Below are 24,173 nucleotides of genomic sequence, written 5' to 3' on the forward strand. Positions count from 1 at the left end.
GGTTACGTCCGTTCGCGGCAACGAACGAAGTGTGTGGCAACCGATGTGGAGAAGCAATCACACCGCGTTGAGCCACCCGAACCGGATTGGATAGCCCTCGCCGCCCAGGAGTTGCATGGTCTCGTAGAGCGGCAAGCCCACCACATTGGTGTAGGAGCCGACGAGCTTGACGATGAACGTGCCGGCAATGCCTTGCGCCGCGTAACCACCGGCCTTGCCGCGCCATTCGCCGGACGCGAGATAGCCCTCAATGTCCTCGGACGTCAGCCGCTTGAAGCGCACGCGCGTCTCGACCAACCGCTGGCGGAACGATTCCTTCGGCGTCACCAGGCAGATCGACGTGTAGACCCGGTGGTTGCGGCCGGACAGCAGCCGCAGACATTGCGCCGCCTCGTCGAGCAACTCGGCCTTGGGCAGGATGCGGCGGCCGACGGCCACCACCGTATCGGCGGCGAGGATGTAGGCGCCGCGCAGTTCATCGTCGAGCTTGACGTTCTCCAGCGCCACCTCCGCCTTGGCCCGCGCCAGGCGGTTGGCGTAGGCGCGCGGGATCTCGCCGCGCTTGGGCGTCTCGTCGAGGTCGGCGGGCTTGAGCGCGTCCGGCTCGATGCCCGCCTGGTTGACGAGCGCGAGCCGGCGCGGCGAGCCGGAGGCGAGAACGAATTTCGAGCGGCCGATCATCGGGCGGGTTACCGCGAATCTGGAGGCAAAAACAGGTGATTGGGCGCGGAAACTAGCGGAACAGGCGCGGGTTCACAATGTTCGCTGTCATTCCGGGGCGCGAGCCTTGGCGAGCGAACCCGGAATCCATAACCCGCAGCGCTGCGGCGTATGGATTCCGGGCCCGCCGCTTCGCGGCGTCCCGGAATGACATGACTACTCATTCCCCGCCCCTGGCCGGCCGAAACGCTCGCGGATGCGGGCAAGCAGCTGATCGCGGACCTCGCGATAGGCATTCAGGCGCTGCTCGCGGCTGCCCTCGATGCCGGTCGGATCGACCGTCGGCCAGTATTCGACGTCGGCGGCGATGGTCCGGGTCAGATCCAGCGCCTTGTGGTGCGCCGGCGGCGACAGCGTGACGATCAGGTCGAAGTTGAGGCCCTCGAGTTCGTCCAGTTCCTCGAAGGTGATCGGCTTGTGCCGGGCGACGTCGATGCCGATTTCATCCATCACCGCGACCACGAAGGGATCGAGCTCGCCCTTCTGCACGCCGCAGGATGCGACATAGACCTGCTTGCCATAAAGCTGATGGAACAGACCGGCCGCCATCGGCGAGCGCACCGCGTTCTGACCGCATGCAAACAACACTGCCTGAGGACGCGTGGAGCGCGCGGGCGCGATCATGGACGGTCTTAAGGTCCGCTCGTCCCCGCGCAAGCGGGGACCCAGCGCGACGTCGCATTCACGTCATAGGCAGCGCTGGATTCCCGTTTGCGCGGGAATGAGCGGAGTATGGGGCAAAGGCGCTGCGGCACCGCTCACCCCCGCCAGTGCAGCACGCAGATCAAAGTGAACAGGCGGCGAGCGGTGTCGCTGTCGATCGCCACCTTGTCCTTGAGCCGCTCCATCAAGATGCGCGAGCCTTCGTTGTGGATGCCGCGGCGGCCCATGTCGATCGCCTCGATCTTGTCGGGTGTGGCCGTGCGGATGGCCTGATAGTAACTGTCGCAGATCAGGTAGTAATCCTTCACGATCCGTCTGAGCGGCGAGAGCGAGAACAGATGCGCCATCACCGGCGTGCCGTCCTCGCGGCGAATGTCGAACACCAGACGGTTGCCGTTGATGGACAGGTGCAGCGTGTAGGGGCCGTCGCCCTCATGGCCGACCGGCACGAACGAGTTCTGCTCGAGCAGATCGTAGATCGCGATCTTGCGCTCGTGCTCGACATCCGCGTTGGAACGCCCAATCGACGCCTCGTCCAGCGTCACCGCAACCAGACGCTGCTTCGAGCCGGGAGGGGTGTTCGGGGTGTTCATCACAGATTGAGGCGGATCGCCACCGAACGGGCATGCGCGCCCAAGCCCTCGGCCTCGCCGAGCGCGATCGCGGCGGGGCCGAGCGCGCGCAGCTGTTCGGGACCGCATTTGAGCAGCGACGTGCGCTTCATGAAGTCGAGCACGTTGAGACCCGACGAGAAACGCGCCGAGCGCGCCGTCGGCAACACGTGGTTGGAGCCGGCGACGTAATCGCCGATCGCCTCGGGCGTATGCGCGCCGATGAAGATGGCGCCGGCATTGCGGATCTTCGCCGTGAGCGCTTCGGCATCGACAGCGGCGATCTCGAGGTGCTCGGGCGCGAGCCGATCGACCAGCGGCACCGCGTCCGCCAGCTTCGGCACGAGAATGATCGCACCGAAGTCGCGCCACGACGCCGAAGCGACGTCGGCACGCGGCAAGGTCTTGAGCTGCGACTCGACGGCCTTCTCGACGTCGGTTGCCAGCTCGGGCGAGTCCGTGATCAGGATCGACTGCGCGCTGGTATCGTGCTCGGCCTGCGCCAGGAGGTCGGCCGCGATCCAATCGGGATTGCCGGTCTTGTCGGCGAGGATCAGCACCTCGGACGGACCCGCGATCATGTCGATGCCGACCTTGCCGAACACCAGACGCTTGGCGGCGGCGACATAGGCGTTGCCGGGACCGACGATCTTGGCCACCGGCGCGATCGTCTCGGTGCCATAGGCGAGCGCGGCCACCGCCTGCGCACCGCCGACGCGATAAACCTCGTCGACGCCGGCGAGCTTTGCCGCCGCCAGCACCAGCGGGGCCAATTTGCCGTCCGGCGACGGCACGACCATCACCAGCCGCGGACAACCGGCGACCTTGGCCGGCACGGCGTTCATGAGAACGGATGAAGGATAGGCGGCGGTGCCGCCCGGCACGTAAAGGCCGACCGCTTCGATAGCGGTCCACTTGGCGCCCAGCTCGACGCCGAGCGCGTCGGTGAAACGTTCCTCGGCCTTGGGCTTCTGCCGGAGGTGATAGGCCTCGATACGGTCGCGGGCGAGCTTGAGCGCAGCGAGCGCGTCTTTATCGCACGCCTTTTCGGCGGCATCGATCTCGGCGGCGCTGACCCGCAGGCCGATCTTGGCGACGTCGATGCGGTCGAACTTGGCGGTGAATTCCTTGAGCGCCTCGTCGCCGCGCGAGATCACCGCCTCGATGATGCCGCGGACGGTCTGCTCCACATCCTGCGAGGCCTCGCGCTTGACGCTGAGGAAGGACCGGAAACGGTCGGCAAAATCGGCGCTTTGGCTGTCGAGGCGAAGGGGCATGACAGGTGAATGGGTGATACGCGCCCGGCCGTCAACCCTCCGAGCCCATCTCGCGGTCATTCCGGGTCCGCTCGCCCCGCGAGCGCCTCGGAACGGCTGAATCAAGGGATATTAGCGCTGCTCGGCGACCGCCACGCCCTCGATCTCGGCGTGCTTGGGACAGCAGGTCGTGACCCAGGCGGGCCCCAGATCGGCCAGCTCGGCCTCCAGGCATTCGACCTCCAGCCGCAGGACACCGCCGCCGGAAAAGAACAGGCTGACGACGCCGGAGGGCATATCGGTGGGAGCGAACTCGACCGCCAGAAGGTTATGGACGGTGTCCTTCCCGGCGGGGTTCATGTCCTTGCACTTGCAGGACTGAACGCGCTCGAAGCGCAGGGCCGCGCGGCGGCGGCGAAACTTGGGCTCATCGGCGTTGGCGCTTTCCCAATCGAAGCGATTGAGCGCGACCACGAAGCGCTTCTCCTGCGGCCGCCATAGGATGTCGGAAACCTTGACCACCGCATCCTGCAGATGCGCCGAAGCGACTTGCAGGTCCTCCTCGTCGAGGACGATGAATTTGATCTGGTCCATTTCCGTGCCCCTGGCGCTGATCACTCCTTCATCACCGCTAATTAGGCAAGGCCCTGTGCAGCCGCAAGATGCGAGACGTACTTAAGGGAAGGCCGGTTCGAGGCCCGCGGCCGTCCAGCGGGGCCGGTTCGCCGGGGCGGTAAAGGCGGCCAGCAAGGCCGCCGCTTCCGTCCCCACGGCGCTGTCGGCGGCGAGCGCCGCGGTATAGGTATTGGCGAAGTACAGGTCGCCCGGCAGCGGGCCGACCACCGTGACGCCCTTCACCGGCAAGGCCTCGCTGATGAAGGTGGTGCCGAGCGCGGCGCGCCCTTCCGCGATGATGACCGACACGTCGTGACCGCCTTTGCCGAGCACGGCTTTGGCGTCCACCTCATCGAGCAGGCCGAGCTTCTGCAGCAGGGCGGCAAACATGATGCCGCCGGTGCCGCCCGACTTCGGGTTCGTATAGGCAAAGGTCGGCGCATTGCGCAGCGCCTGGATGAAGGCTTCAGGTGTCGAGATGTCCGGCGCCGGTTCGCCGTCCCGCACGATGACGCCCATGACGCTGCGGCCGAGCGGCGTGACGCTGCCGGGTTTGACGTGGCCGAGCTTGTCGAGCTCGGCAATGCCGGCATCGGCGAGGATGATGAGATCGGCCTTTTCGCCGTTCTTGATGCGGTCGCGCATCGAACCGGCGGTGCCGAAATTCAGATCGACCTTATGGCCGCTTGCGCGCTCGAATTCCGGCGCGAGTTGACGAACCACCGCCTCGACGGCGCCGGCGCTCATGACTTTAACCTGGACCAACCTGTTACCTCCCCTGACGCCAGGGGATCGTGGCGGCGACCGGCCACCAAGTCCAGCGCCGTCATGACAGCTTTAAGACAGTAAAAACTTCAAAAAACAATTGCAGGTTGCCGCGCATTGCCCTGTACTGGCGGCTGTAACGGCATCAACGGGTCGGATGGTCGGGGGGCCACCATGTTGATCGACAATTACCAACTGCAGCAGACACAGAAGCGTTTTGACGAGCGGACGGCGCAACGGAAGCGCAACGAGCGCCTGATCGAAGAACACCGGCCGCTGGAAGTCGACACGCCGGAGCGCGTGCAGCAGTTCCTCAAGCGGCGGGGATTGACCCTGTCGGCCGACGGCACGCCGACCGTCGAAGCCTTGTCGACAGTCATGGCCGGTGAGACGGCGGGGTTGCCACCCGAGATCGCTCTCGAACGCCAGATCGGTGCGAGCGACCTCATGGGCGTGGCGTTCCTCGCGGAAGGCCTCCGCGTCGCCAACACGATCGCGCGCATCTGGATCAGCGTGCGCGACAGCCGTCCGGCAGGCTACGCCACCGGCTTCATGGTGTCGCCGCGCCTGCTCATTACAAACCATCACGTTCTCGGCGACCCGATCGTCGCGCGCAACTCGCTCGCCGAATTCAATTACGAACGACGCGGAGACGGCACCATCACGCAAGGTGTCAACTTCACGTTCGATCCCGACAAGTTCTTTTACGCCGACCGTGACCTCGACTACGCCTGCGTCGCTGTCGGCGCCCGGTCACGCGATGGCCGCGATCTTTCCACCTATGGCTATAACCTCCTCTCGGAGGACGAAGGCAAAGCCATCGCCGCGCAATGGGCGAACATCATCCAGCATCCGAGCGGCGAGCCAAAACAGCTCAGCCTGCGCGAGAACCAGATCGTCGACGTCCTGCCGCAGTTCCTGCACTACAAGACCGATACGGCGCCCGGCTCGTCGGGCGCTCCGGTCTTCAACGACCGGTGGGAAATCGTCGCGCTGCATCACTCGGGCGTCTACGCCAAGACGGCCGATGGACGACCGATGGCGGTCGACGGCCAGCCCTGGCAGTCGTGGATGGGCGAAGACCGCATCAAGTGGGAGGCGAATGAAGGCGTCCGCATCAGCCGCCTCATCCAGCATCTGCGCGATCAACTCCGCACCGATGCGCATCGGACTTTGTTCAATGAGATGCTCGCGCCATCGCAGGATGTCGTGCCGCTCGTCATCGGTTCCCCGCGCGAAGCCGCCACGCAGGCGCCGCCGCAAGCCGCCATGACTGCGACCGTCGCCGAGGATGGCTCCGCCACATGGACCATACCGTTGACGGTCACGGTGAACGTCGGCGGCAAACCGGCCGCGCCGTCGATTGCGGCAGCGCCACCTGCCGCGGCCCCGTCACCGCTGCCCGCAGCGCCACCAGAGGCGCCGACGCCGCCAACGCCAGCCACCACCGGCAAGAGCCCGAACGAGGTCCTGGCCGCCGCTCGCGCCGAACTCGGCCAACGCGGCAATGTCATGAGCGTGCGGCTCGGCTACGTGTTCGACAAAGGCCGCATCACCAGCGAACGCGCCCTCGTCGTCACCGTCCGCAAGAAGATGAGCAACGCCGACCTTCGCGTGGCCGGCGTCGAGGAATTGCCGGCGAGCTATGGCGGCCTGAAGGTTCAGGTCAGCGATCCCACCATCGAAGAGCTGATCCTCGCCGACCAAGGCGTGCCGGCGCGCGAGGCGCTGGCGCTCAATCTGCCGAGCGTCGAGGAGATCACCTATACGCCGCCGCCAAGCCCCGGTCTGCAACGGGTAAAGGCGTCCATGACGGTCAACGCGCACTTAAGCCCCGACGCGGGATGGACGCAGCTCTCGGCTTTCCTCGACGGCACGAAGAAGACCTTGACCGTCGGCATGTACGACTTCGGCGCCCCGCATATCGTCGATGCGGTCAAAAATGCCGGCACCGTCCGGGGCTTCAAGGAGATGCTGCTGACAATCCAGCCGGGGCAAAGCGTCGGCAGCGGCACCAAGGCCAACGATCTCAAAGACAAAGAGGTCGTGGATGAGCTGGAAGCCGCGCTCGGCGACAAATTCAAGGTCGCCTGGGTCAAAATCGGCGCGGTGAACGGCTGGGTCGCGAGTTCCTATCACATCAAGGTCGCGGTCCGCGACAAGTCGTCGTTCTGGCTGTCGAGCGGCAACTGGCAATCGTCGAACCAGCCGCCGGCAAACCCACTGGCGCTGCCGTGGAAGCGATCATGGCTGTCGGAATATAACCGCGAATGGCACGCCATCGTCGACCATCCGGGGCTCGCCGCCGACTTCGAAAAGTACCTTCGCAACGATTACGATCACAATATCGGCGGCGCCGAAGAGGCGATGATCCTGCCCGACCTTTTGATGCCGGCCGAAATGTTCATGCCGACCGCCACGGAGCGTGCGGCCGCGTTCAAGTATTTCGAGCCTTTGATCGAAACCCGCGAGTTCGACGTCCAGCCTTTGCTCACGCCGGACAACTACCATGAGCACGTTCTATCGCTCATCGAGAGCGCGCAGGAGGAATTGCTGATCCAGAATCAGACTTTCAACACGCCGAAGCCGAACCACGCCAAGCTACGCGAACTGATGTCCGCCGTGCTCGACAAACAGCGCGCCGGCGTCAACGTGCGCGTCATCTTTCGCCTGCTGATGAAGGCCGATGCGCGCAAGAACCTGGAGGCGCTCCAGGACTTCGGCTTCGACATGAGCGCCATCCGCGTCCAGCGCAATTGCCACACCAAGGGCATCGTGGTGGACCGCCAGCGCGTGATGATCGGCAGCCAGAACTGGTCGGAGCAAGGCGTGTCGCTCAACCGCGACGCCAGCCTGTTGTTCGAGGATGAAAAGCTCGCGAACTACTTCGCCAACGTATTCGAACACGACTGGGCCAACTTGGCGACCGACGATATCGACTCGGCTCCGTCCGGAGTTGAGCTCGCAACCGCGGAGGGCGCGGCGCCGCGCGGTATGGTCAAGGTCAGTATCGAGGAATATCTCGAGACCTTGTGAAGCCTCTCTTTAGGGCGGGCAACGGCACGCGTTGCGCACCGTGCCCACCTCCTCAAAGTCTGCTTGTTTGAGACCCCGGTCGCGGGCCCGGCGGCTGCGCCGCCTTAGCCACCCTACGGGAGTTCGCTCAGTCGCTGATCCGCTCGATGGCCGCGCCGCAGGCGCCGAGCTTCTCTTCGAGCTTCTCGAAGCCGCGATCGAGATGATAGACGCGGTTGACCATGGTCTCGCCTTCGGCGGCGAGGCCCGCGATCACCAGCGACACCGACGCGCGCAGATCCGTCGCCATCACCGGCGCGCCCTTGAGCTTGGCGACACCTTCGATGGTGGCGGTGTCGCCGTCGAGCGAGATGCGCGCGCCGAGACGCGCCAGTTCCTGCACGTGCATGAAACGATTTTCGAAGATCGTTTCGGTGATGTGCGAGGTGCCCTTGGCCTTGGTCATCAGCGCCATCAACTGCGCCTGCAGATCGGTCGGGAAGCCGGGGAACGGCTGCGTCGTCACCTGCACCGGATTGAGTCCGGCGCCGTTGCGCGCGACGCGGATGCCTTCGTTGGTCGGCGTGATCGTGACGCCGGCCTCCGTCAGCACGTCGAGCGCCGACTGCAACAGATCGGGCCGCGTGTTCTGCAGCAGCACGTCGCCGCCGGCCATCGCGACGGCCATGGCATAGGTGCCGGTCTCGATACGGTCGGGCAGCACGGCGTGACGCGTGCCGGACAGCTTGGCGACGCCCTCCACGACAATGCGGGAGGTGCCGGCGCCGGAAATCTTGGCGCCCATCTTGTTGAGGCAGTCGGCGACGTCGACCACTTCCGGCTCGCGCGCCGCATTCTCGATCACGGTGGTGCCGCGGGCGAGCGAGGCCGCCATCAGCGCGGTATGCGTGCCGCCGACAGTGACCTTGGGAAAGGCGATCTCGCCGCCGCGCAGGCCGTTCTTGGCGCGGGCGATGACATAGCCGCCTTCGATCTCGATCTCGGCGCCCAATTTCTCCAGCGACATGATGAGGAGGTCGACCGGGCGGGTGCCGATGGCGCAGCCGCCCGGCATCGAGACTTTGGCTTCGCCCATGCGCGCGACCAGCGGCGCAATCACCCAGAAGCTGGCGCGCATCTTCGACACGAGCTCATAGGGCGCGGTGGTGTCGACGATGGTTTTCGCGGACAGCGTGATCGTGCGGCCGGCGTTGGGGTCGTCGCCCAGACGCTTGCCGTTGATCATCACGTCGACGCCGTGATTGCCGAGGATGCGCTGGAGCTGGATGACGTCGGCCAGCCGCGGCACATTTTCCAGAATGAGCGGCTCGTCGGTGAGCAGCCCCGCGATCATCAAAGGAAGCGTGGCATTCTTGGCGCCGGAAATCGGAATAGTTCCGTTCAGACGCTGCCCGCCGACGATGCGTATCCGATCCATCTTGTCGCCCCGCGCTGCGTAAAGCGGCTTTTCCTCAGCCTGGCCGATCTATGGACCGGGGCCGCCCGCCTGCAAAGCCCGAAATTACGCGGGGGTTACCAGGAACGCCGGGCAAATACGGCGAAACTCCGGCCAAGCGGTAGGCCGGTCGGTGCTACTTGGCCGAATCGGCGGCCTCCGCACCCGATTCGGGGGCCTCGGCCCCTGTCGCCTCTTCCCGGCCCCGCTCCTGCGCCTTGCGCCGGCGCAGGTTCTCCCGGAGCGCCGCCTTGAGCCGCTCCTTGCGGGGGTCCGGTTTACCTTTATTGCCGGTGGTCGCCATGAGTTCACTTATCCAAGGCGCCGGCGGGCGCGCAAGGCGCGCCTTTGCCTTGCGTCACGGGGGAGCGTGTGGCAGTAACGCCGCGGTTCGGACCCGTTCGGGGCCGCCCGTTCGCTGCCGTAGCTCAGTGGTAGAGCACCTCATTGGTAATGAGGAGGTCGAGTGTTCAATCCACTCCGGCAGCACCAGTCGCTTCCGCGGCTTTAGGCGGCGTTGTTGCCGCCGCCGCCCGGCCCTCAGCTTTCCGCGATGCGGTAGCCGATGCCCGGCTCGGTGAGCACGATGCGCGGGTCGTCGGGCTTCTCTTCGATCTTCTGGCGCAGCTGGCCGATATAGACGCGCAGATATTGCGTATCCTCGGTATGCGCCGGTCCCCACACCGCGGCGAGGATCTGCTTGTGGGTGATGACGCGCCCGGCATGGCGCGCCAGAAACGACAACAGCTCGAACTCCTTCGGCGTCAGCTTCAACTCCGCGCCGGCGCGCGTCGCGCGGCGGCGCACCGCATCGACCTCGAGATCGCCGACGCGCAGCACCGGGATCTCCGCCTTGCGCTGCAGGCGGTGCCGCAGCGCGGCGCGCATGCGCGCCATCAGCTCGCCGATGTTGAACGGCTTGTTGACGTAATCGTCGGCGCCGAGATCGAGCGACTCGATCTTCTCGGCTTCGCGCTCGCGCGCCGACAAGACGACGACCGGCACGTCCGACCATTCGCGCGCACGACGGATCACATCCTTGCCGTCGCCGTCCGGCAACCCGAGATCGAGCAGCACGATGTCCGGCGTATCCGCGGCGATGCGCTTGATCGCTTCGGCCACCGTGCCGGCACTCGCCATCTCGTAATTGTTGGCCTCGAGCGCGGGCTTGAGGAAGCGCAGGATCGCCGCCTCGTCGTCGACGACCAGGACGCGGGTCTTCGCGCTCATGCCCCGGCCTGCTCGCGCGGGAAGGCCAAGGCAAAGCGTGCGCCGCGGCCGCCGGCAACCGGGGTCTCGACGTCGATCGCGCCGCCATGCGCCGCCATGATGCCCTTGGCGATGGCGAGGCCGAGGCCGGTGCTCTGGCTGCCGTCGGCGCGTGTCATGCTGTGGTCCGTTCCCTTGGCGAACTTGTCGAAGATATGCGGCAGCACGTCCGGCGCAATGCCGGGGCCATCGTCGGCGATGCGCAAGGTTACGCGATCCGGGCTGACAATGGCATCGATCACGACACGCGTTTCCTTCGGCGTATAGACGAGCGCGTTGGCGACGACGTTGCCGATCGCCTGCTCGGCCAGGGTCGCATCGGCCCTTACCAGCGGCAGGTCGGCGGGCAGCTCGACTGCGATCGTCTGGCGTGCGCCGCGGCGGCGCGCCGCACCGACGACCCGGTCGACGACGTCCCGTAGATCGATCCAGTCACGCCGCAGTTCCAGCGCGCCGGCATCGATGCGGGTGATGGCGAGCAGATTGCGCACCATCTCGTCGAGGTCTTCGGTCTCCTGCTTGATCTGCCCGAGCAGGTCCTTCTTGGTCGCGCCGTCCAGCTTGTCGCCGTAGTCCAGCAGGCTCGTCGCCGCGCCGAGAATGGAGGACAACGGCGTGCGGAAGTCGTGCGAGATCGATGCCAGCAAGGTGTTACGCACGCGTTCGGTTTCGGTGGCGGTCCTCGCGTTGACCATCTCGCGCGCGAGCGACGCCCGGTCGAGCGCCGCCGCCGTCTGCTCCGACAGGGTATCGAGCAACGCGCGCGCTTCCGAATCGAGCGGGCCCGTGTCGCCTTCCTTGCCGACGCCGATGACGCCGAGGCTCTTGTCGCCGATGCGCAGGGGCACGAAGTACCATGGGATGATCGGCAAGGTGCCGGTGTCGGCACCGGCCGGCTCGCCATGGCTGAAGGCCCAGCGCGCCGCGGTCGCGGCGGCGGCGTCGAGTTCGTCCTCCGGCGGCCACGCAGCGGTCAGCGCCAATTCGTCGCCCTGCGCCAGGAGCACCACGACCGGCCGCGCCAGACTGGCGTGGATCTCGCTCGCCGCGCCTTCGGCCAGCGCATCCTGCGTCGCAAGCCCCGACATGCGGCGGGTGAACTCGTAAAGCCGGCGCATCGCACGCACCCGGTTTGCCGCCACGCGCGCCTGATCGCGGACGCGGCCGGCCATGGCCGAGGACACGACGGCGATGAGCAGGAAGATGACGAGCGCGAGCAGTTCGTACGGCTCGGCGACGGTGAAGGTGTAGAGCGGCGGGATGAAGAAGAAGTTGTAGACGGCGAACGACAGAAGCGAGGCATAAATCGCCGGCCAGATGCCGAAGTTGATGGCGGTGAACAGCACCGCCAGCATGAAGATCATCGACAGGTTGGGAAGCGGCGTGAGCGAGGTGAGGACCTCGCCGACGCCGAGTGCCCCCGCCACCGCGAGCGTCGCATAGATGAAGTGCAACGGGCGCGGCGCCAGCCACCGCCAGCGGCGCTTGCCCGGCTCCGCCGGCGCCTCCGACTCACGCGTCACCAGATGAATGGCGATGTCTTGCGTACGCCGCACCAGCTCGTGCGGCAGCGAGCGCCGCAACAGCTCGTTGAAGAAGCCGCCGCGCGAGCGGCCAATGACGATCTGCGTGACGTTCTCGAACTTGGCGAAGCGCAGCAGCTCGGCCGGCAGATCCGGCCCCGTGAGCGTCTGCGTCTCCGCTCCCAGGCTCTGCGCCAAAGCCATCGCGTCGTCGAGCCGCTGGCGCTGCACGTTGTCGAGCACCGTCCCCGGCCGCTCGACCGTCACCGCCATCCACGGCGCATCCATCAGGTCGGCCATGCGCTTGGCGGTGCGCACGACCGTCGGCGAGATCGGGTCGGGGCCGATGCAAGCGAGAATGCGCTCGCCCGCGGCCCATGGCCCTTCGATCGCCTGCGCCTGCATGCGCTCGATCAGCGACGCATCGACCCGCTCGGCGGCGCGCCGCAGCGCCAGTTCGCGCAGCGCCGTCAGGTTCTGCGGCTTGAAGAAATGCTCGACCGCGCGCGCGGCCGTGTCCTGGACGTAGACCTTGCCCTCGGCCAGACGCTTGAGCAGTTCGTCCGGCGGAAAGTCGACCAGCACGACCTCGTCCGCCTTGTCGAACACGGTGTCGGGCACGGTCTCCCGCACGCGCACCTTGCTGATCTTCTGGACGACGTCGTTGAGGCTTTCGAGATGCTGGATGTTGAGCGTGGTCCAGACGTCGATACCGGCATTGAGCAGTTCGTCGACGTCCTGCCAGCGCTTGGGATGCCGGCTGCCGGGCACATTGGTGTGCGCATACTCATCGACCAGCAGCAGGTTCGGCCGCCGCGCCAGCGCGGCATCGATGTCGAACTCGTGCACGATCTGGTTGCGGTAGACGATCGACTTGCGTGGCAGCACCTCGAGACCGACGACAAGCTGCTCGGTTTCGCGGCGGCCATGCGTCTCGATCAGGCCGGCGACGACGTCACGCCCGCCCGCGCGCTCGCTGTGCGCGGCGGTGAGCATGGCGTAGGTCTTGCCGACGCCCGGCGCCGCGCCCAGAAAAATCTTCAGCCGGCCCCGGCCTTCTTTCTTGACCAGGGCCAGCAACGCATCCGGCGAAGCTCTTTGCGTCTCGTCGCTCGCCATATGGTCCCTTGAAGACTGCCTCCGTAAGCGCGTCCAACGACGCCGTCATGCCCCGCCTTGTGCCGGGCATCCACGTCTTCCAACGACAGAAGGAAGAAGACGTGGATGGCCGGGACAAGCCCGGCCATGACGCGGAGAACGCGATCTGGCGCGCCAGCCTACGACTTCATCGCATCGAGGGCGAGGTTAAGCTTCAACACATTCACACGCGGCTCGCCGAGAAGCCCGAGCCAGCGGCCCTGCGTCTGGCTTTGCACCAGCGCGCTCACGCTGGCCTCCGTCAGCCCGCGGGCCTTGGCGATACGCGGCACCTGAAACAGAGCCGCCGCCGGCGAGATGTCGGGATCGAGGCCGCTCGCCGATGTGGTGACAAGATCGACCGGGACCGCTGCCGAAGGATTTTCCTTCTTCAGAGTCTCGACATCCTCCTTGACGCGGTCCGCCAGCGCCTTGCTGGTCGGACCCAGATTGGAGCCGCCGGAGTTCGCCGCGTTGTAAGGCACCCCGACGCTCTTGGTCGGATCCTTCGGGTCGGGGCCGGTCGTCGCCGAGGGACGGCCGTGGAAGTATTTGTCTGCCGCGAAAGACTGACCGATGAGCGCGGAGCCGATCACCTTGCCGTCCTTCTCGATCAGGCTGCCTTGCGCCTGATACGGAAAGAGCGCTCCGGCGAGGCCGGTCATGGCGAGCGGATAGATGAGGCCGGTGATGATCGTCAGGCCGACGACGAAGACGATGGCCGGGCGGATTTCCTTCAACATTCTTTTTCTCCTCAAGCGAGGTGCAAGGCCGTGACGACGATGTCGATGGCCTTGATGCCGATGAACGGCAGGATGATGCCGCCGGCGCCGTAGATCACCAGATTGCGCTGCAGCAGCGCGGCGGCGCCGATCGGCCGATACTTCACGCCCTTGAGCGCTAGCGGGATGAGCGCGATGATGATGAGCGCGTTGAAGATGATCGCCGACAGGATGGCGCTCTGCGGCGTCGACAGACCCATGATGTTCAGCACACCGAGCTGCGGATAGAACGCGGCGAACATCGCCGGGATGATGGCGAAATACTTCGCCACGTCGTTGGCGATGGAGAACGTGGTCAGCGCGCCGCGCGTCATCAGCAGTTGTTTGCCGATCTCCACCACCTCGATGAGCTTGGTGGGATCGCTGTCGAGGTCGACCATGTTGCCGGCTTCGCGCGCCGCCTGCGTGCCGCTCTGCATGGCGACGCCGACATCGGCTTGCGCCAGCGCGGGCGCGTCGTTGGTGCCGTCGCCGCACATCGCGATCAATCGGCCATGCGTCTGTTCGTTGCGGATGTAGCGCAGCTTGTCCTCGGGCGTCGCCTCGGCGATGAAGTCGTCGACGCCCGCTTCCGACGCGATCGAGGCCGCCGTCACCGGGTTGTCGCCGGTGATCATCACCGTCTTGATGCCCATGCGGCGCAGGGCGGCGAAGCGGTCCTTCACGTCCGGCTTCACCACGTCCTTGAGGTGGATGACGCCGAGGATGCGGCCGTTCTCCGCGAGGCCCAGCGGCGTACCGCCCGCGCGCGCGATCTTGTCGACCGCCGCGCGGAAGGCCGGCGGCTCGGCGACATCCTGGCCCGCCTGTTCGCGCGCGAACTTGAGCACGGCATCGACGGCGCCCTTGCGCAGCCGGCGCGCGCCGACATCGACGCCGGACAGACGCGTCATCGCCGAGAACGCGATGAACTTCGCCTCGGCCGGCACCACCTGGCGACGGACGTAATACTTGTCCTGCACCAACGTAATGATCGAGCGGCCTTCCGCCGTCTCATCCGCATCGCTGGCGAGCAAGGCGGCTTCGGCGGCTTCACGCTCGGTGACGCCCGGCACCGGGATGATCTCGGTCGCCAGCCGGTTGCCGAAGGTGATGGTGCCGGTCTTGTCGAGCAGCAGCGTGTCGACGTCGCCGGCCGCCTCAACCGCGCGGCCGGACATGGCGAGCACGTTGAAGCGCACCAGGCGGTCCATGCCGGCGATGCCGATGGCCGAGAGCAGCGCGCCGATCGTCGTCGGGATCAAGGTCACGAACAGCGCCACCAGCACGACCACCGAGATGGCGCCGCCGGCATAAGCCGCGTAGCTCGGGATGGTCGCGGTCGCGAACACGAAGATGATGGTGAGGCCAACCAGCAGAATGGTGAGCGCGATCTCGTTCGGCGTCTTCTGCCGCTCGGCGCCTTCCACCAGCTTGATCATGCGATCGAGGAAGGACGAGCCGGGCGACGAGGTGATGCGGATGACGATGCGATCGGAGATCACGGTGGTGCCGCCGGTGACGGCCGAGCGGTCGCCACCGGACTCGCGGATCACCGGCGCGGATTCGCCGGTGATGGCCGCTTCGTTGACCGAAGCGACGCCCTCGATGATCTCGCCGTCGCCCGGGATGACATCGCCCGCCTCGCACACGACCAGATCGCCGGCCTGCAACTCGTCGGCGGCGACGGTGTCATAACGATCGGCATTGCCGGCCGCCTGCAGCCGCTTGGCGCGCGTCTGCGTGCGCGTCTGCCGCAATGTATCGGCCTGCGCCTTGCCGCGGCCTTCGGCGACCGCCTCGGCGAAATTGGCAAACAGCACGGTGAACCACAGCCACAGCACGATCTGGAACTCGAAACCGATCGACTGGCCGCCGGCAACGAGATCGCGCACGAGCAGAACCGTCGTCAGCAGCGTGACGATCTCGAGCACGAACATCACCGGATTCTTTACCAGCGTGCGCGGGTCGAGCTTGACGAACGACTGGCCGATCGCCGGGATCACGATTTTCGGATCCAGCAGCGTGGACGCCGGCATCCGCTTGCGCAGTTTGGAGACTTCCATGGGTCGTTACTCCGAGATCAGAAGACGCTGCCGGCCAGCATCGCGAGATGCTCGACGATGGGGCCCAGCGCGAGAACGGGGAAGAAGGTGAGACCGCCGACGATGAGGATGACGCCGACGAGCAGGCCGACGAACAGGCCGCCGGTGGTCGGGAAAGTGCCGAGCGACGGCGGCACCGACTTCTTGGCCGCCAACGCGCCGGCGATCGCCATCGCGGGCACGATCATCCAGAAACGGCCGATGAACATCGCGACCGCGCCGGACAGATTGTAGAAGAAGGTGTTGCCGGTGAGGCCGGCGAAGGCCGAGCCGTTGTTCGCGGTCATCGAGGTGTAGGCATAGAGCACCTCGGAGAAGCCGTGCGGCCCGGCATTGGCCATCGACGCCACCGCCGGCGGATAGACGACGGCGATCGCGGTCCAGCCGAGCATCATCAGCGGCAGGATCAGGATGGCGAGCATCGCCATCTTCACCTCGCGCGCCTCGATCTTCTTGCCGACATATTCCGGCGTGCGGCCGACCATCAGGCCCGCCACAAACACGGTGACGATGACGAACAGCAGCACACCGTAGAGGCCGGCGCCGACGCCGCCGACGACGATCTCGCCGAGCTCCATGTTGATGAGCGGGATCATGCCGCCGAGCGCGGTGAACGAGTCATGCATGGCGTTGACGGCGCCGCAGGAGGCCGCGGTGGTGATCACCGCGAACAGCGCCGAGGCGACGATGCCGAAGCGGACCTCCTTGCCTTCCATGTTGCCGCCGGTCAGGCCGAGCGAGCTCAGGATGTTGGTACCGCTCGCCTCGGCCCAGTAACAGACGACGACACCGGCGAGGAACAGCACGCCCATCGCGGCGAGGATCGCCCAGCCCTGCTTCTGGTTGCCGACCATGCGGCCGAACACGTTGGTCAGCGCGGCGCCGAGCACGAAGATCGACAGCATCTGCACGAAATTCGACAGCGCGGTCGGGTTCTCGAACGGATGTGCGGCGTTGGCGTTGAAGAAGCCGCCGCCATTGGTGCCAAGCATCTTGATCGCGACCTGCGAGGCGACCGGGCCGACGGCGATAGTCTGCTTGGCGCCTTCCAGCGTCGTTGCATCGACATAGGGACCGAGCGTCTGCGGGATGCCCTGCCACACCAGGAACAGCGTGTAGACGACGCAGATCGGCAGCAGGATGTAGAGCGTGCAACGCGTGACATCGACCCAGAAATTGCCGACCGTCTTCGCCGAAGCGCGGGCAAAGCCGCGGACCAGCGCGACGGCGAGGACGATGCCGGTCGCCGCCGACAGATAGTTCTGGTGCGTCAGGCCGAGCATCTGCACGAGATAGGAGATCGTGCTTTCGCCGCCGTAGTTCTGCCAGTTGGTGTTGGTGATGAAGGAGACCGCCGTGTTGAAGGCGAGATCCGGCGGCACCGTGGTCATTTCGGCTGGATTGAACGGCAGCACGCCCTGCAGCCGCATCAACGCATAGAGGATGGCGAAGCCGGCGACATGGAACAGCAGCATGGCCACCGTGTAGGTGAGCCAGCCCTGCTCGCTCTTCTCGTCGATACCGCCGACGCGATAGAGCGCCACTTCGACGGGCCGCAGCGCGAACGACAGGAAGGTGCGCTCGCCGTTGAAGACGCGCGTCATGTAGGCGCCCAGCATGGGCGTGAGCGCGACGATGATAGCGCAGTACAGAACAATCTGGACCCAACCGATGACGGTCATGGTCACCCCCTAAAATTGCTCAGGGCGCAGCAGCGCATAGGTGAGGTAGATCAGCAGCCCTATGGTCACGAGGGCGGCGAGCGAATAGTCGATGGGCATGGCGCACCTTTAGAGGCGGTCGCAGGCGATGGCGTAACCGAACGTCAGCGCGAACAGGGCGATACCGAGGGCAAGAACGACGAGATCGAGCATAAAACGTTCCCTTTCAAAGGTTCTGGAGCGAGCTTCGAAATAGAAGTCCGACCGTAAAGAAGCGATGCGGAATGGATTTGCGCCACATCAAGAGGAAATAAAGATGATGCCGCGGCGCCACGGCCTTTATGCCGGGTTTATGACTGGCGGCTTGAAAGACGGCGAACTTGCACCGCGCGAACATGTTTCATGGTCGTGGATTGACCAATACTGCTCGTAACCGAGAAAGCGGGACCCCCGGGCCAAACATATAAGAGTTGCAATACGGCGCTGGATTCCCGCTTGCGCGGGAATGAACGGAGACTGGATCAGCTTGATCATAAATGGCTTCAGCCGCGTCACACGCTGCGCCGCCGCTTCGGCGAGGCCGCGCGCAACTCGGCTTCCCAGCCGAACACCGAGCGGCCGTCATAGGTCGGAGAGGCGTCCATCTCCTGCGCGATGAAGCCCTCCACCGACGGCCCCTCCGCGCGCGCTTCGAGCAGACGCGCCTGATCGTCGAGCCGCTTCAAGGCCGACAGCTCTTCCTCACGGCCGAGCTTGGCGTTCTGCACGGCCGACTTCAGCACGCCGATGGTCTCGTCATAGACCTTGAGCGGCACCGGGAACGGATGCCGATCCTTGCCGCCATGGGCGAGCGAGAAGCGCGCGGGATCGCTGAAGCGGCATGGCGCGCCGTGCACGACTTCGGCCACCAGCGCCAGCGCCTTCACCGTGCGCGCGCCGACGCCGGGCGTGAGCAGCAATTCGGAAAAGTCCTTCGGCCCGCGATCGGCGGCGGCGGCGAGATTGCCGCGCAGGCGGCGGGCGATCACGTCGTCCTCGCGCACGTCGTGGTGCGCCGGCATGACGAGATGCGGCAAGGCGAGCTGCGCGGGCTCAGGCTTCGGCGCCGGCTCGCCGCCGAGCGATGCGAACTCGCGCGCGATCTTGTCCGGCCCGAGCGACGCCAACAGGTCGAGCTGCGCGTTGCGCGAGCCTTGCGCGCGCTTGTCGGCGAGGTTGACGATCTCGCCCTGCCCCTTGCCGTCGATCGCCGTGTGCGGATCGTCGAAGAAGCTGGTCAGTCCCTCGGACAGCCAGTGATAGCGGCGCGCCTGGCGCTTGTCGCCGTTCATGCCCTGCTGCACCACGGTCCACTTGCCGTCGTCGGTGACGAAGAAGCCGTGCAGATAGAGATCGAATCCGTCCTGCACCGCCGCGCTGTCCACCTTGGCCACGAGGCGGCTCGTCTGCGCCAGCCCCGCGCCGTCGAAGCCCTGCCGCTCGCCGATATTCACGAGTTGCTGCGGCGTCTCGCGCGACTTGGCACCGCGGCCGCCGCAGACATGAATGCCGAGTTCGCCGGCGAGCGGCGCGAGGCCGCGCTTGAGCGCGCCGATGACGCTGGTGGTGATGCCGGACGAATGCCAGTCCATGCCCATCACGCAGCCGAAGGATTGGAACCAGAAAGGATTGGCGATGCGGCGCAGGAACTCGTCGCGGCCGTAATGGTGCACGATGGCCTGCGTCATCACCGCACCGAGCCGCGTCATGCGCGCCGCCAGCCACGGCGGCACGTGACCGCCGTGCAGCGGCAGATCGGCACTTCCGGCCCGGCGCGCCATGAATAAAGCCTCTCCCTTTCGCCGCTTCGTAGGGTGGGTTGGCGCCGAAGGCGCGTAACCCACCGGCTGAATTCGCCGAAGCGCTCGATGGTGGGTTACGGCGCCGCGCGCCTAACCCACCCTACGGCGACGAACCCATGATCGGTCGCAATCGACAAAACCCTTCGTTCATGCTTTGTACGATACACTGGCCGTGCTGAGCAATGGGGAAAGAGCCTGCAAAATCTGGAACTTAGCTCGAATCGTCAGGCTGCTCCGGCGTCCTATCTCGCCAAGCTGAATGCCGAGCAGCGCCGCGCGGTTGAGCACGGCGGCGAGTTCCTCAACGACGCCCCGCCGCTCTTGATCATCGCCGGCGCCGGCTCGGGCAAGACCAACACCTTGGCGCACCGCGTGGCGCATCTCATTCTCGGCGGCGTCGATCCGCGCCGCATCCTGCTGCTGACCTTTTCGCGCCGCGCGGCCGCCGAGATGCAGCGGCGCGTCGAGCGCATCACCGCGCAAATCCTCGGCGCGCAAGGCGCCCCGCTCGCGGCGTCGCTGTCGTGGTCCGGCACCTTCCACGCCATCGGCGCGAGGCTGCTGCGCGAATACGCGCAGATGATCGGCATCGAACAGGTCTTCACCATCCACGACCGCGAGGATTCTGCCGACCTGATGAACCTCGTGCGGCACGAACTCGGCCTGTCGCAGATGGACAAGCGTTTCCCGATGAAGGGCACGTGCCTCGCCATCTATTCGCGCAGCGTCAATGCCGAAACGCCGCTCGCCGAAGTGCTGCAGCGCTATTATCCCTGGTGCGCGGAATGGGAAGCCGAACTGCGCGGCCTGTTCGGCGCTTACGTCGAAGCCAAGCAGAAGCAGAACGTGCTCGATTACGACGATCTGCTGCTCTACTGGGCGCAGATGATGACGGAAGGCGCGATCGCCGAGGAGATCGCATCGCGCTTCGATCACGTGATGGTCGACGAATATCAAGACACCAACCGCTTGCAGGCATCGATCCTGCTCGGGCTGAAGCCGACCGGACGCGGGCTGACCGTGGTCGGCGACGACGCGCAGTCCATCTACTCTTTCCGCGCCGCCACCGTGCGCAACATTCTCGACTTTCCCGGCCACTTCACGCCGAAGGCCGAGGTCGTCACGCTCGAACGCAACTACCGTTCGACCCAGCCGATCCTCGCCGCCGCCAATGCGGTGATCGAGCTCGCCGCCGAACGCTTCACCAAGAACCTGTGGTCGGACCGGCCATCGGCGGACCGGCCGCTGCTGGTCAACGTCGCCGACGATGTCGCGCAAGCCGGTTATATCGTCGCCAAGATCCTGGAGAACCGCGAGGCCGGCATCACGCTGAAATCGCAGGCCGTGCTGTTCCGCACCTCCAGCCACAGCGCCGGCCTCGAAATCGAGCTGACGCGCAAGAACATCCCCTTCGTGAAATTCGGCGGCCTGAAGTTTCTCGAAGCCGCGCACATCAAGGACGTGCTGGCGATGCTGCGCTGGGCGCAGAACATGCGCGACCGCGTTGCCGGCTTCCGCGTGTCGCAGCTAATGCCGGGCATCGGACCGGGCACGGCCGGCCGCCTGCTCGACAGCATCAACGAGATGGGCGATCCCGTCGCCGCCATTGCCGGCTTCAAGCCGCCGGCAGCGGCCGTGAAGCACTGGCCGGATTTCGAGGAGACCATCGGCCTGCTGCGGCGGAATGCGATCGGCTGGCCGGGCGAACTCGATCTCGTCTCGCGTTGGTACGAGCCGCATCTCGAACGCATTTACGAGGATGCCGCCGTCCGCCAGGGCGACATCGCGCAGCTGGTGCAGATCGCCTCGAGCTATCCGAGCCGCGACCGCTTCCTGACCGAACTGACGCTCGATCCGCCCGACGCCACGAGCGATGAATCCGGCGTGCCGCTGCTCGACGAGGACTATCTGATCCTCTCGACCATCCATTCCGCCAAGGGCCAGGAATGGACCTCCGTCTACGTGCTCAACACCGTGGATGGCTGCATCCCCTCCGATCTGTCGACCGGCTCGATGACCGAAATCGAGGAGGAGCGCCGCCTGCTTTATGTGGCGATGACCCGCGCCAAGGACCAACTGCACGTCATGGTGCCGCAGCGCTTCTATACCAGCGGCCAGCGCTCGACCGGCGACCGCCACGTCTATGCGCAGCGCACGCGCTTCATCCCCAGCGCGCTGACCAAGCATTTCGCCAGCGCGTCCTGGCCGCCATCAAGGGGAACGCGGCCGGGAAGCGCGAATGGCGGCGTCAGCGTCGACGTGCGCGCGCGCATGCGCAAGATGTGGGAGTAGCTAGAGGCTATTGTCTTCCGTTCGCCCCCGCGGAAGCGGGGGGCCCAGCACGATCGTGCAAACTTGGTATTGCGTGCAGGAATCCCGCTTTCGCGGGAATGAACGGAGTGTATCTCGGGCGACTAAGAACTAACCTGTCGCCGCGCGCTTCTTGCGCGGATGACGCGCCACCGGCGCGCGGCCGACAATCTCAGCATAGTCGCCTATGGGCTTCGGCATGCCGATGAAATAGCCCTGCACTTCATCGCAGCCTTCCGCGACGAGGAAATCGAGCTGCGCTTCGGTCTCGACACCTTCGGCCAACACCGGCAGCGACAGCCCGCGACCGAGCGCGATGACCGAGCGTACGATCGCCGCCGCCTGCTCGCTGCGGCCCAGATTGGCGATGAACGCGCGGTCGATCTTGATCTTGTCGAACGGGAACGACTGCAAATACGACAACGACGAATAGCCCGTGCCGAAGTCGTCCATGGCGATGCGCACGCCGAGGTTCTTCAGCCGCCGCAGGACCAAAAGCGCCCGCTCGAAGTCGCCGATCAACACGCCTTCGGTGATCTCGAGCTCCAGCCGGTCAGGCGGCAAGCCGGTCTCGAGCAACACCTGATGCACCAACAGCGGCAGATCGCCGTGATGGAATTGGACCGGCGACAGATTCACGCCGATGCGCAGGGGCCGCGGCCACGCCGCCGCTTCGCGGCAGGCGGCGCGCAAGATCCATTCGCCGAGCGCAACGATGGCACCCGTTTCCTCGGCAAGCGGAATGAAGGTCGCCGGCGGCACGAGCCCGAGGCGCGGATGATGCCAGCGCACCAAGGCCTCGAAACCGTTGATACGGCCGTTGATCTCCGCTTGCGGCTGATAATGCAAAGCCATTTCGTCGTGCGCGATCGCCGTGCGCAGATCCTGCTGCAGCGCGCGCTTCTGGCGCAGCTTGGTATCCATGGCCACTTCGAAGAACCGGACCGAGCCGCGGGCCTCGCCTTTGGCGCGGAACAACGCGGCTTCCGCATTGGCGACGAGCGTGGCCGCGTCGGCCGCGTCATTCGGGAAGATCGAGACGCCCATCGTAAGGCTGACGCGCACCGCGTGGCCGCCGATATCGATGTCGTGCGCAAACGCCGCTTGAAGCCGATGCGTCAGGGCATCGGCGCCTTCCGGCTGGGCTCCGGTGGGCGTGATGATGGCGAACTCGTCGCCGCCGATACGCGCCAAGAAAGCGCCCTCGCTGATGAATTCGAGCCGACGCGCGACCTCCTGCAGCAAGGCGTCGCCGGTGACGTGACCGAACACATCATTGACCGCCTTGAAGCGGTCGAGGTCGATGCACAAGACGGCGAAAGGCGCGTCGAGAACCCGCGCGCGGTCGACGGTCGCGGCGATGCAGTCGTTGAAGGCGAAGCGGTTGGGCAGATCGGTCAGGGCATCGTGATGCGCCAGGTGCGCGAGCTGCTGTTCGTCCTGCTTGCGCTCGGTGAGATCGGTGATGAGGCTGATCAGATATTGCGGTTTGCGCCGCGGCCCGTCGACCGGCAATCGCATCGCAGTGACGATGCGCGTGCCATTGCCCGGCGTGATGACCGCGTGCTCGTCCTCGAACACCGGCTTGCCGGTCTCGACGAGGCGGCGATCCTGCGCTTCGACCATCTCGGCCTGTTCCGGGATGAGATCGTGGACGCTCTTGCCCAGTATCTCGGAGCGGCTGACGCCGAAGTAGCGTTCCGCAGCGCGGTTGACCAGGATGTAACGGAAGGTCGGCACGTCCTTGACGACGAGCGGCGACGGCATGTTCTCGATGATCGTATCGAGGAAGGCCCGCGTGTGTTCGAGCACACGCTCGCCACGTATCCTTTCGGTCGCGTCTTCATGCATCGCCACCCAGCCGCCGCTGGCCATCGCGTGGTAGGTGACCGTGGTGAAGCGGCCATCGGCGATTTCGATCGTCAAGGTCATCGTGCCGCCGTTGTCGAGCACGGCCTTGCGCTCCTTGACGTACGCCTCGATGTCGAGCGGAAACGTACCCGCGGCGCGGCGGGCCTCGAGCACGTCGCGGATGGTCGCGCCATGCCAGACGTTCTTCGGATTGATGTGATACATCTCGATGTAGCGCTGGTTCCACAAGACCAGCCGGTCGTCCGCATCGAACATGCAGAGACCTTGGATCATGCTGTTGAGCGCACCGTCGAGCTGCTTGTTCTGCTCGCTCAGCTTCGCGCCGGTGCGACGGGCGAGCAACTCGCCGGTCACGAACATGCCGCCCAGTCCGCCGCATAGCGCCGCCAGTGCGATAGACAGCGCGCCGATCGGCAGCGCATAGCTATCGACGACGAGCGTGATGATGAGTGCGAGGAAAAAACCGAGCGCGCCGGCTCCGGCGATAATCCGCCAGCCGCGGGCATTCGACGCTGTTTCGTCTCTCCGGACCATGCCTATACCCGGATCGTCGAGCGTGCGACGCGCACGAGCACCGATCTCTGGAAAAACAA

Annotated in this window: 18 protein-coding genes and 1 tRNA gene; 3 read left to right on the top strand and 16 right to left on the bottom strand. The window is 65.8% G+C overall.

All coding sequences use genetic code 11. The features are described from left to right. Positions 1-57: 57 nt before the first annotated feature. From DW352_RS14305 to DW352_RS14330, 6 genes are all read right to left on the bottom strand, one after another. Positions 58-681 carry a Maf-like protein gene (locus DW352_RS14305; RefSeq protein ID WP_115691966.1) on the bottom strand — a complete coding sequence of 208 codons (624 nt, stop codon included), beginning with the start codon at positions 679-681 and terminating at the stop codon, positions 58-60. 195 nt (positions 682-876) lie between these two features. Further along, a complete protein-coding gene (locus tag DW352_RS14310; protein ID WP_115691967.1) occupies positions 877-1,344 on the bottom strand; it encodes an arsenate-mycothiol transferase ArsC in 468 nt (155 codons plus the stop codon). 134 nt (positions 1,345-1,478) lie between these two features. Then, complete coding sequence (locus DW352_RS14315; protein WP_115691968.1) at positions 1,479-1,976, bottom strand: UPF0262 family protein; 498 nt, start codon at positions 1,974-1,976, stop codon at positions 1,479-1,481. Then, positions 1,976-3,271 (bottom strand): histidinol dehydrogenase, encoded by a 1,296-nt coding sequence (hisD, locus tag DW352_RS14320; protein WP_115691969.1) that lies wholly within the window; start codon positions 3,269-3,271, stop codon positions 1,976-1,978. Before hisD ends, DW352_RS14315 begins: the two co-directional genes overlap by 1 nt. Before the next feature lie 111 nt (positions 3,272-3,382). Then, on the bottom strand, positions 3,383-3,844 hold the full coding sequence (locus DW352_RS14325) for a DUF2948 family protein (protein WP_245434122.1): 462 nt from the start codon (positions 3,842-3,844) through the stop codon (positions 3,383-3,385). 81 nt (positions 3,845-3,925) lie between these two features. Continuing rightward, positions 3,926-4,612, bottom strand: coding sequence for a molybdate ABC transporter substrate-binding protein (locus DW352_RS14330; protein WP_115691970.1), 687 nt, complete (start codon positions 4,610-4,612; stop codon positions 3,926-3,928). 192 nt (positions 4,613-4,804) lie between these two features. Between DW352_RS14330 and DW352_RS14335 the strand changes: the two genes are divergently transcribed. Beyond that, complete coding sequence (locus DW352_RS14335; RefSeq protein ID WP_115691971.1) at positions 4,805-7,666, top strand: phospholipase D-like domain-containing protein; 2,862 nt, start codon at positions 4,805-4,807, stop codon at positions 7,664-7,666. 127 nt (positions 7,667-7,793) lie between these two features. On the opposite strand, the gene murA is transcribed toward DW352_RS14335, so the two are convergent. Together murA and DW352_RS27070 are read right to left on the bottom strand one after the other, a co-directional pair. Next, entirely contained in the window at positions 7,794-9,083 is a 1,290-nt protein-coding gene (gene murA / locus DW352_RS14340) for a UDP-N-acetylglucosamine 1-carboxyvinyltransferase (protein WP_115691972.1), read from the bottom strand. Positions 9,084-9,237: 154 nt separating this feature from the next. Further along, a complete protein-coding gene (locus tag DW352_RS27070; RefSeq protein WP_170153524.1) occupies positions 9,238-9,405 on the bottom strand; it encodes a hypothetical protein in 168 nt (55 codons plus the stop codon). A 113-nt stretch (positions 9,406-9,518) separates the two neighbouring features. Between DW352_RS27070 and DW352_RS14345 the strand changes: the two genes are divergently transcribed. Next, positions 9,519-9,593, top strand: a tRNA-Thr gene (locus DW352_RS14345). 48 nt (positions 9,594-9,641) lie between these two features. Here the strand turns inward: DW352_RS14345 and DW352_RS14350 are convergent. From DW352_RS14350 to DW352_RS14380, 7 genes are all read right to left on the bottom strand, one after another. Continuing rightward, complete coding sequence (locus tag DW352_RS14350; RefSeq protein ID WP_115691973.1) at positions 9,642-10,331, bottom strand: response regulator; 690 nt, start codon at positions 10,329-10,331, stop codon at positions 9,642-9,644. Further along, positions 10,328-13,012, bottom strand: a complete 2,685-nt coding sequence (locus DW352_RS14355) for a sensor histidine kinase (protein ID WP_115691974.1) — start codon at positions 13,010-13,012, stop codon at positions 10,328-10,330. The genes DW352_RS14350 and DW352_RS14355 overlap by 4 nt, the downstream gene beginning before the upstream one ends. A gap of 158 nt (positions 13,013-13,170) precedes the next feature. Then, positions 13,171-13,773 carry a K(+)-transporting ATPase subunit C gene (locus DW352_RS14360; protein WP_115691975.1) on the bottom strand — a complete coding sequence of 201 codons (603 nt, stop codon included), beginning with the start codon at positions 13,771-13,773 and terminating at the stop codon, positions 13,171-13,173. Positions 13,774-13,784: 11 nt separating this feature from the next. Next, positions 13,785-15,857, bottom strand: coding sequence for a potassium-transporting ATPase subunit KdpB (kdpB, locus tag DW352_RS14365; protein WP_115691976.1), 2,073 nt, complete (start codon positions 15,855-15,857; stop codon positions 13,785-13,787). Positions 15,858-15,874: 17 nt separating this feature from the next. Beyond that, complete coding sequence (gene kdpA, locus DW352_RS14370; protein ID WP_115691977.1) at positions 15,875-17,578, bottom strand: potassium-transporting ATPase subunit KdpA; 1,704 nt, start codon at positions 17,576-17,578, stop codon at positions 15,875-15,877. Between the two features lie 9 nt (positions 17,579-17,587). Continuing rightward, entirely contained in the window at positions 17,588-17,677 is a 90-nt protein-coding gene (locus DW352_RS14375; RefSeq protein WP_115691978.1) for a K(+)-transporting ATPase subunit F, read from the bottom strand. 431 nt (positions 17,678-18,108) lie between these two features. Then, positions 18,109-19,377 carry a DUF763 domain-containing protein gene (locus DW352_RS14380; protein ID WP_115691979.1) on the bottom strand — a complete coding sequence of 423 codons (1,269 nt, stop codon included), beginning with the start codon at positions 19,375-19,377 and terminating at the stop codon, positions 18,109-18,111. A 225-nt stretch (positions 19,378-19,602) separates the two neighbouring features. Between DW352_RS14380 and DW352_RS14385 the strand changes: the two genes are divergently transcribed. Further along, positions 19,603-21,690, top strand: a complete 2,088-nt coding sequence (locus DW352_RS14385; protein ID WP_115691980.1) for an ATP-dependent helicase — start codon at positions 19,603-19,605, stop codon at positions 21,688-21,690. 129 nt (positions 21,691-21,819) lie between these two features. Here DW352_RS14385 and DW352_RS14390 read toward each other — a convergent pair whose 3' ends face one another. Then, on the bottom strand, positions 21,820-24,114 hold the full coding sequence (locus tag DW352_RS14390) for a putative bifunctional diguanylate cyclase/phosphodiesterase (RefSeq protein ID WP_115691981.1): 2,295 nt from the start codon (positions 24,112-24,114) through the stop codon (positions 21,820-21,822). Positions 24,115-24,173: the final 59 nt, after the last annotated feature.

Source organism: Pseudolabrys taiwanensis (assembly GCF_003367395.1).
Classification (GTDB): domain Bacteria; phylum Pseudomonadota; class Alphaproteobacteria; order Rhizobiales; family Xanthobacteraceae; genus Pseudolabrys; species Pseudolabrys taiwanensis.

Bases quoted from the DNA above. Each gene is read 5' to 3' on its own strand.
- DW352_RS14305 (WP_115691966.1), bottom strand. From the start codon at position 681: ATGATCGGCCGCTCGAAATTCGTTCTCGCCTCCGGCTCGCCGCGCCGG.
- DW352_RS14310 (WP_115691967.1), bottom strand. From the start codon at position 1,344: ATGATCGCGCCCGCGCGCTCCACGCGTCCTCAGGCAGTGTTGTTTGCA.
- DW352_RS14315 (WP_115691968.1), bottom strand. From the start codon at position 1,976: ATGAACACCCCGAACACCCCTCCCGGCTCGAAGCAGCGTCTGGTTGCG.
- hisD (WP_115691969.1), bottom strand. From the start codon at position 3,271: ATGCCCCTTCGCCTCGACAGCCAAAGCGCCGATTTTGCCGACCGTTTC.
- DW352_RS14325 (WP_245434122.1), bottom strand. From the start codon at position 3,844: ATGGACCAGATCAAATTCATCGTCCTCGACGAGGAGGACCTGCAAGTC.
- DW352_RS14330 (WP_115691970.1), bottom strand. From the start codon at position 4,612: ATGAGCGCCGGCGCCGTCGAGGCGGTGGTTCGTCAACTCGCGCCGGAA.
- DW352_RS14335 (WP_115691971.1), top strand. From the start codon at position 4,805: ATGTTGATCGACAATTACCAACTGCAGCAGACACAGAAGCGTTTTGAC.
- murA (WP_115691972.1), bottom strand. From the start codon at position 9,083: ATGGATCGGATACGCATCGTCGGCGGGCAGCGTCTGAACGGAACTATT.
- DW352_RS27070 (WP_170153524.1), bottom strand. From the start codon at position 9,405: ATGGCGACCACCGGCAATAAAGGTAAACCGGACCCCCGCAAGGAGCGG.
- DW352_RS14350 (WP_115691973.1), bottom strand. From the start codon at position 10,331: ATGAGCGCGAAGACCCGCGTCCTGGTCGTCGACGACGAGGCGGCGATC.
- DW352_RS14355 (WP_115691974.1), bottom strand. From the start codon at position 13,012: ATGGCGAGCGACGAGACGCAAAGAGCTTCGCCGGATGCGTTGCTGGCC.
- DW352_RS14360 (WP_115691975.1), bottom strand. From the start codon at position 13,773: ATGTTGAAGGAAATCCGCCCGGCCATCGTCTTCGTCGTCGGCCTGACG.
- kdpB (WP_115691976.1), bottom strand. From the start codon at position 15,857: ATGGAAGTCTCCAAACTGCGCAAGCGGATGCCGGCGTCCACGCTGCTG.
- kdpA (WP_115691977.1), bottom strand. From the start codon at position 17,578: ATGACCGTCATCGGTTGGGTCCAGATTGTTCTGTACTGCGCTATCATC.
- DW352_RS14375 (WP_115691978.1), bottom strand. From the start codon at position 17,677: ATGCCCATCGACTATTCGCTCGCCGCCCTCGTGACCATAGGGCTGCTG.
- DW352_RS14380 (WP_115691979.1), bottom strand. From the start codon at position 19,377: ATGGCGCGCCGGGCCGGAAGTGCCGATCTGCCGCTGCACGGCGGTCAC.
- DW352_RS14390 (WP_115691981.1), bottom strand. From the start codon at position 24,114: ATGGTCCGGAGAGACGAAACAGCGTCGAATGCCCGCGGCTGGCGGATT.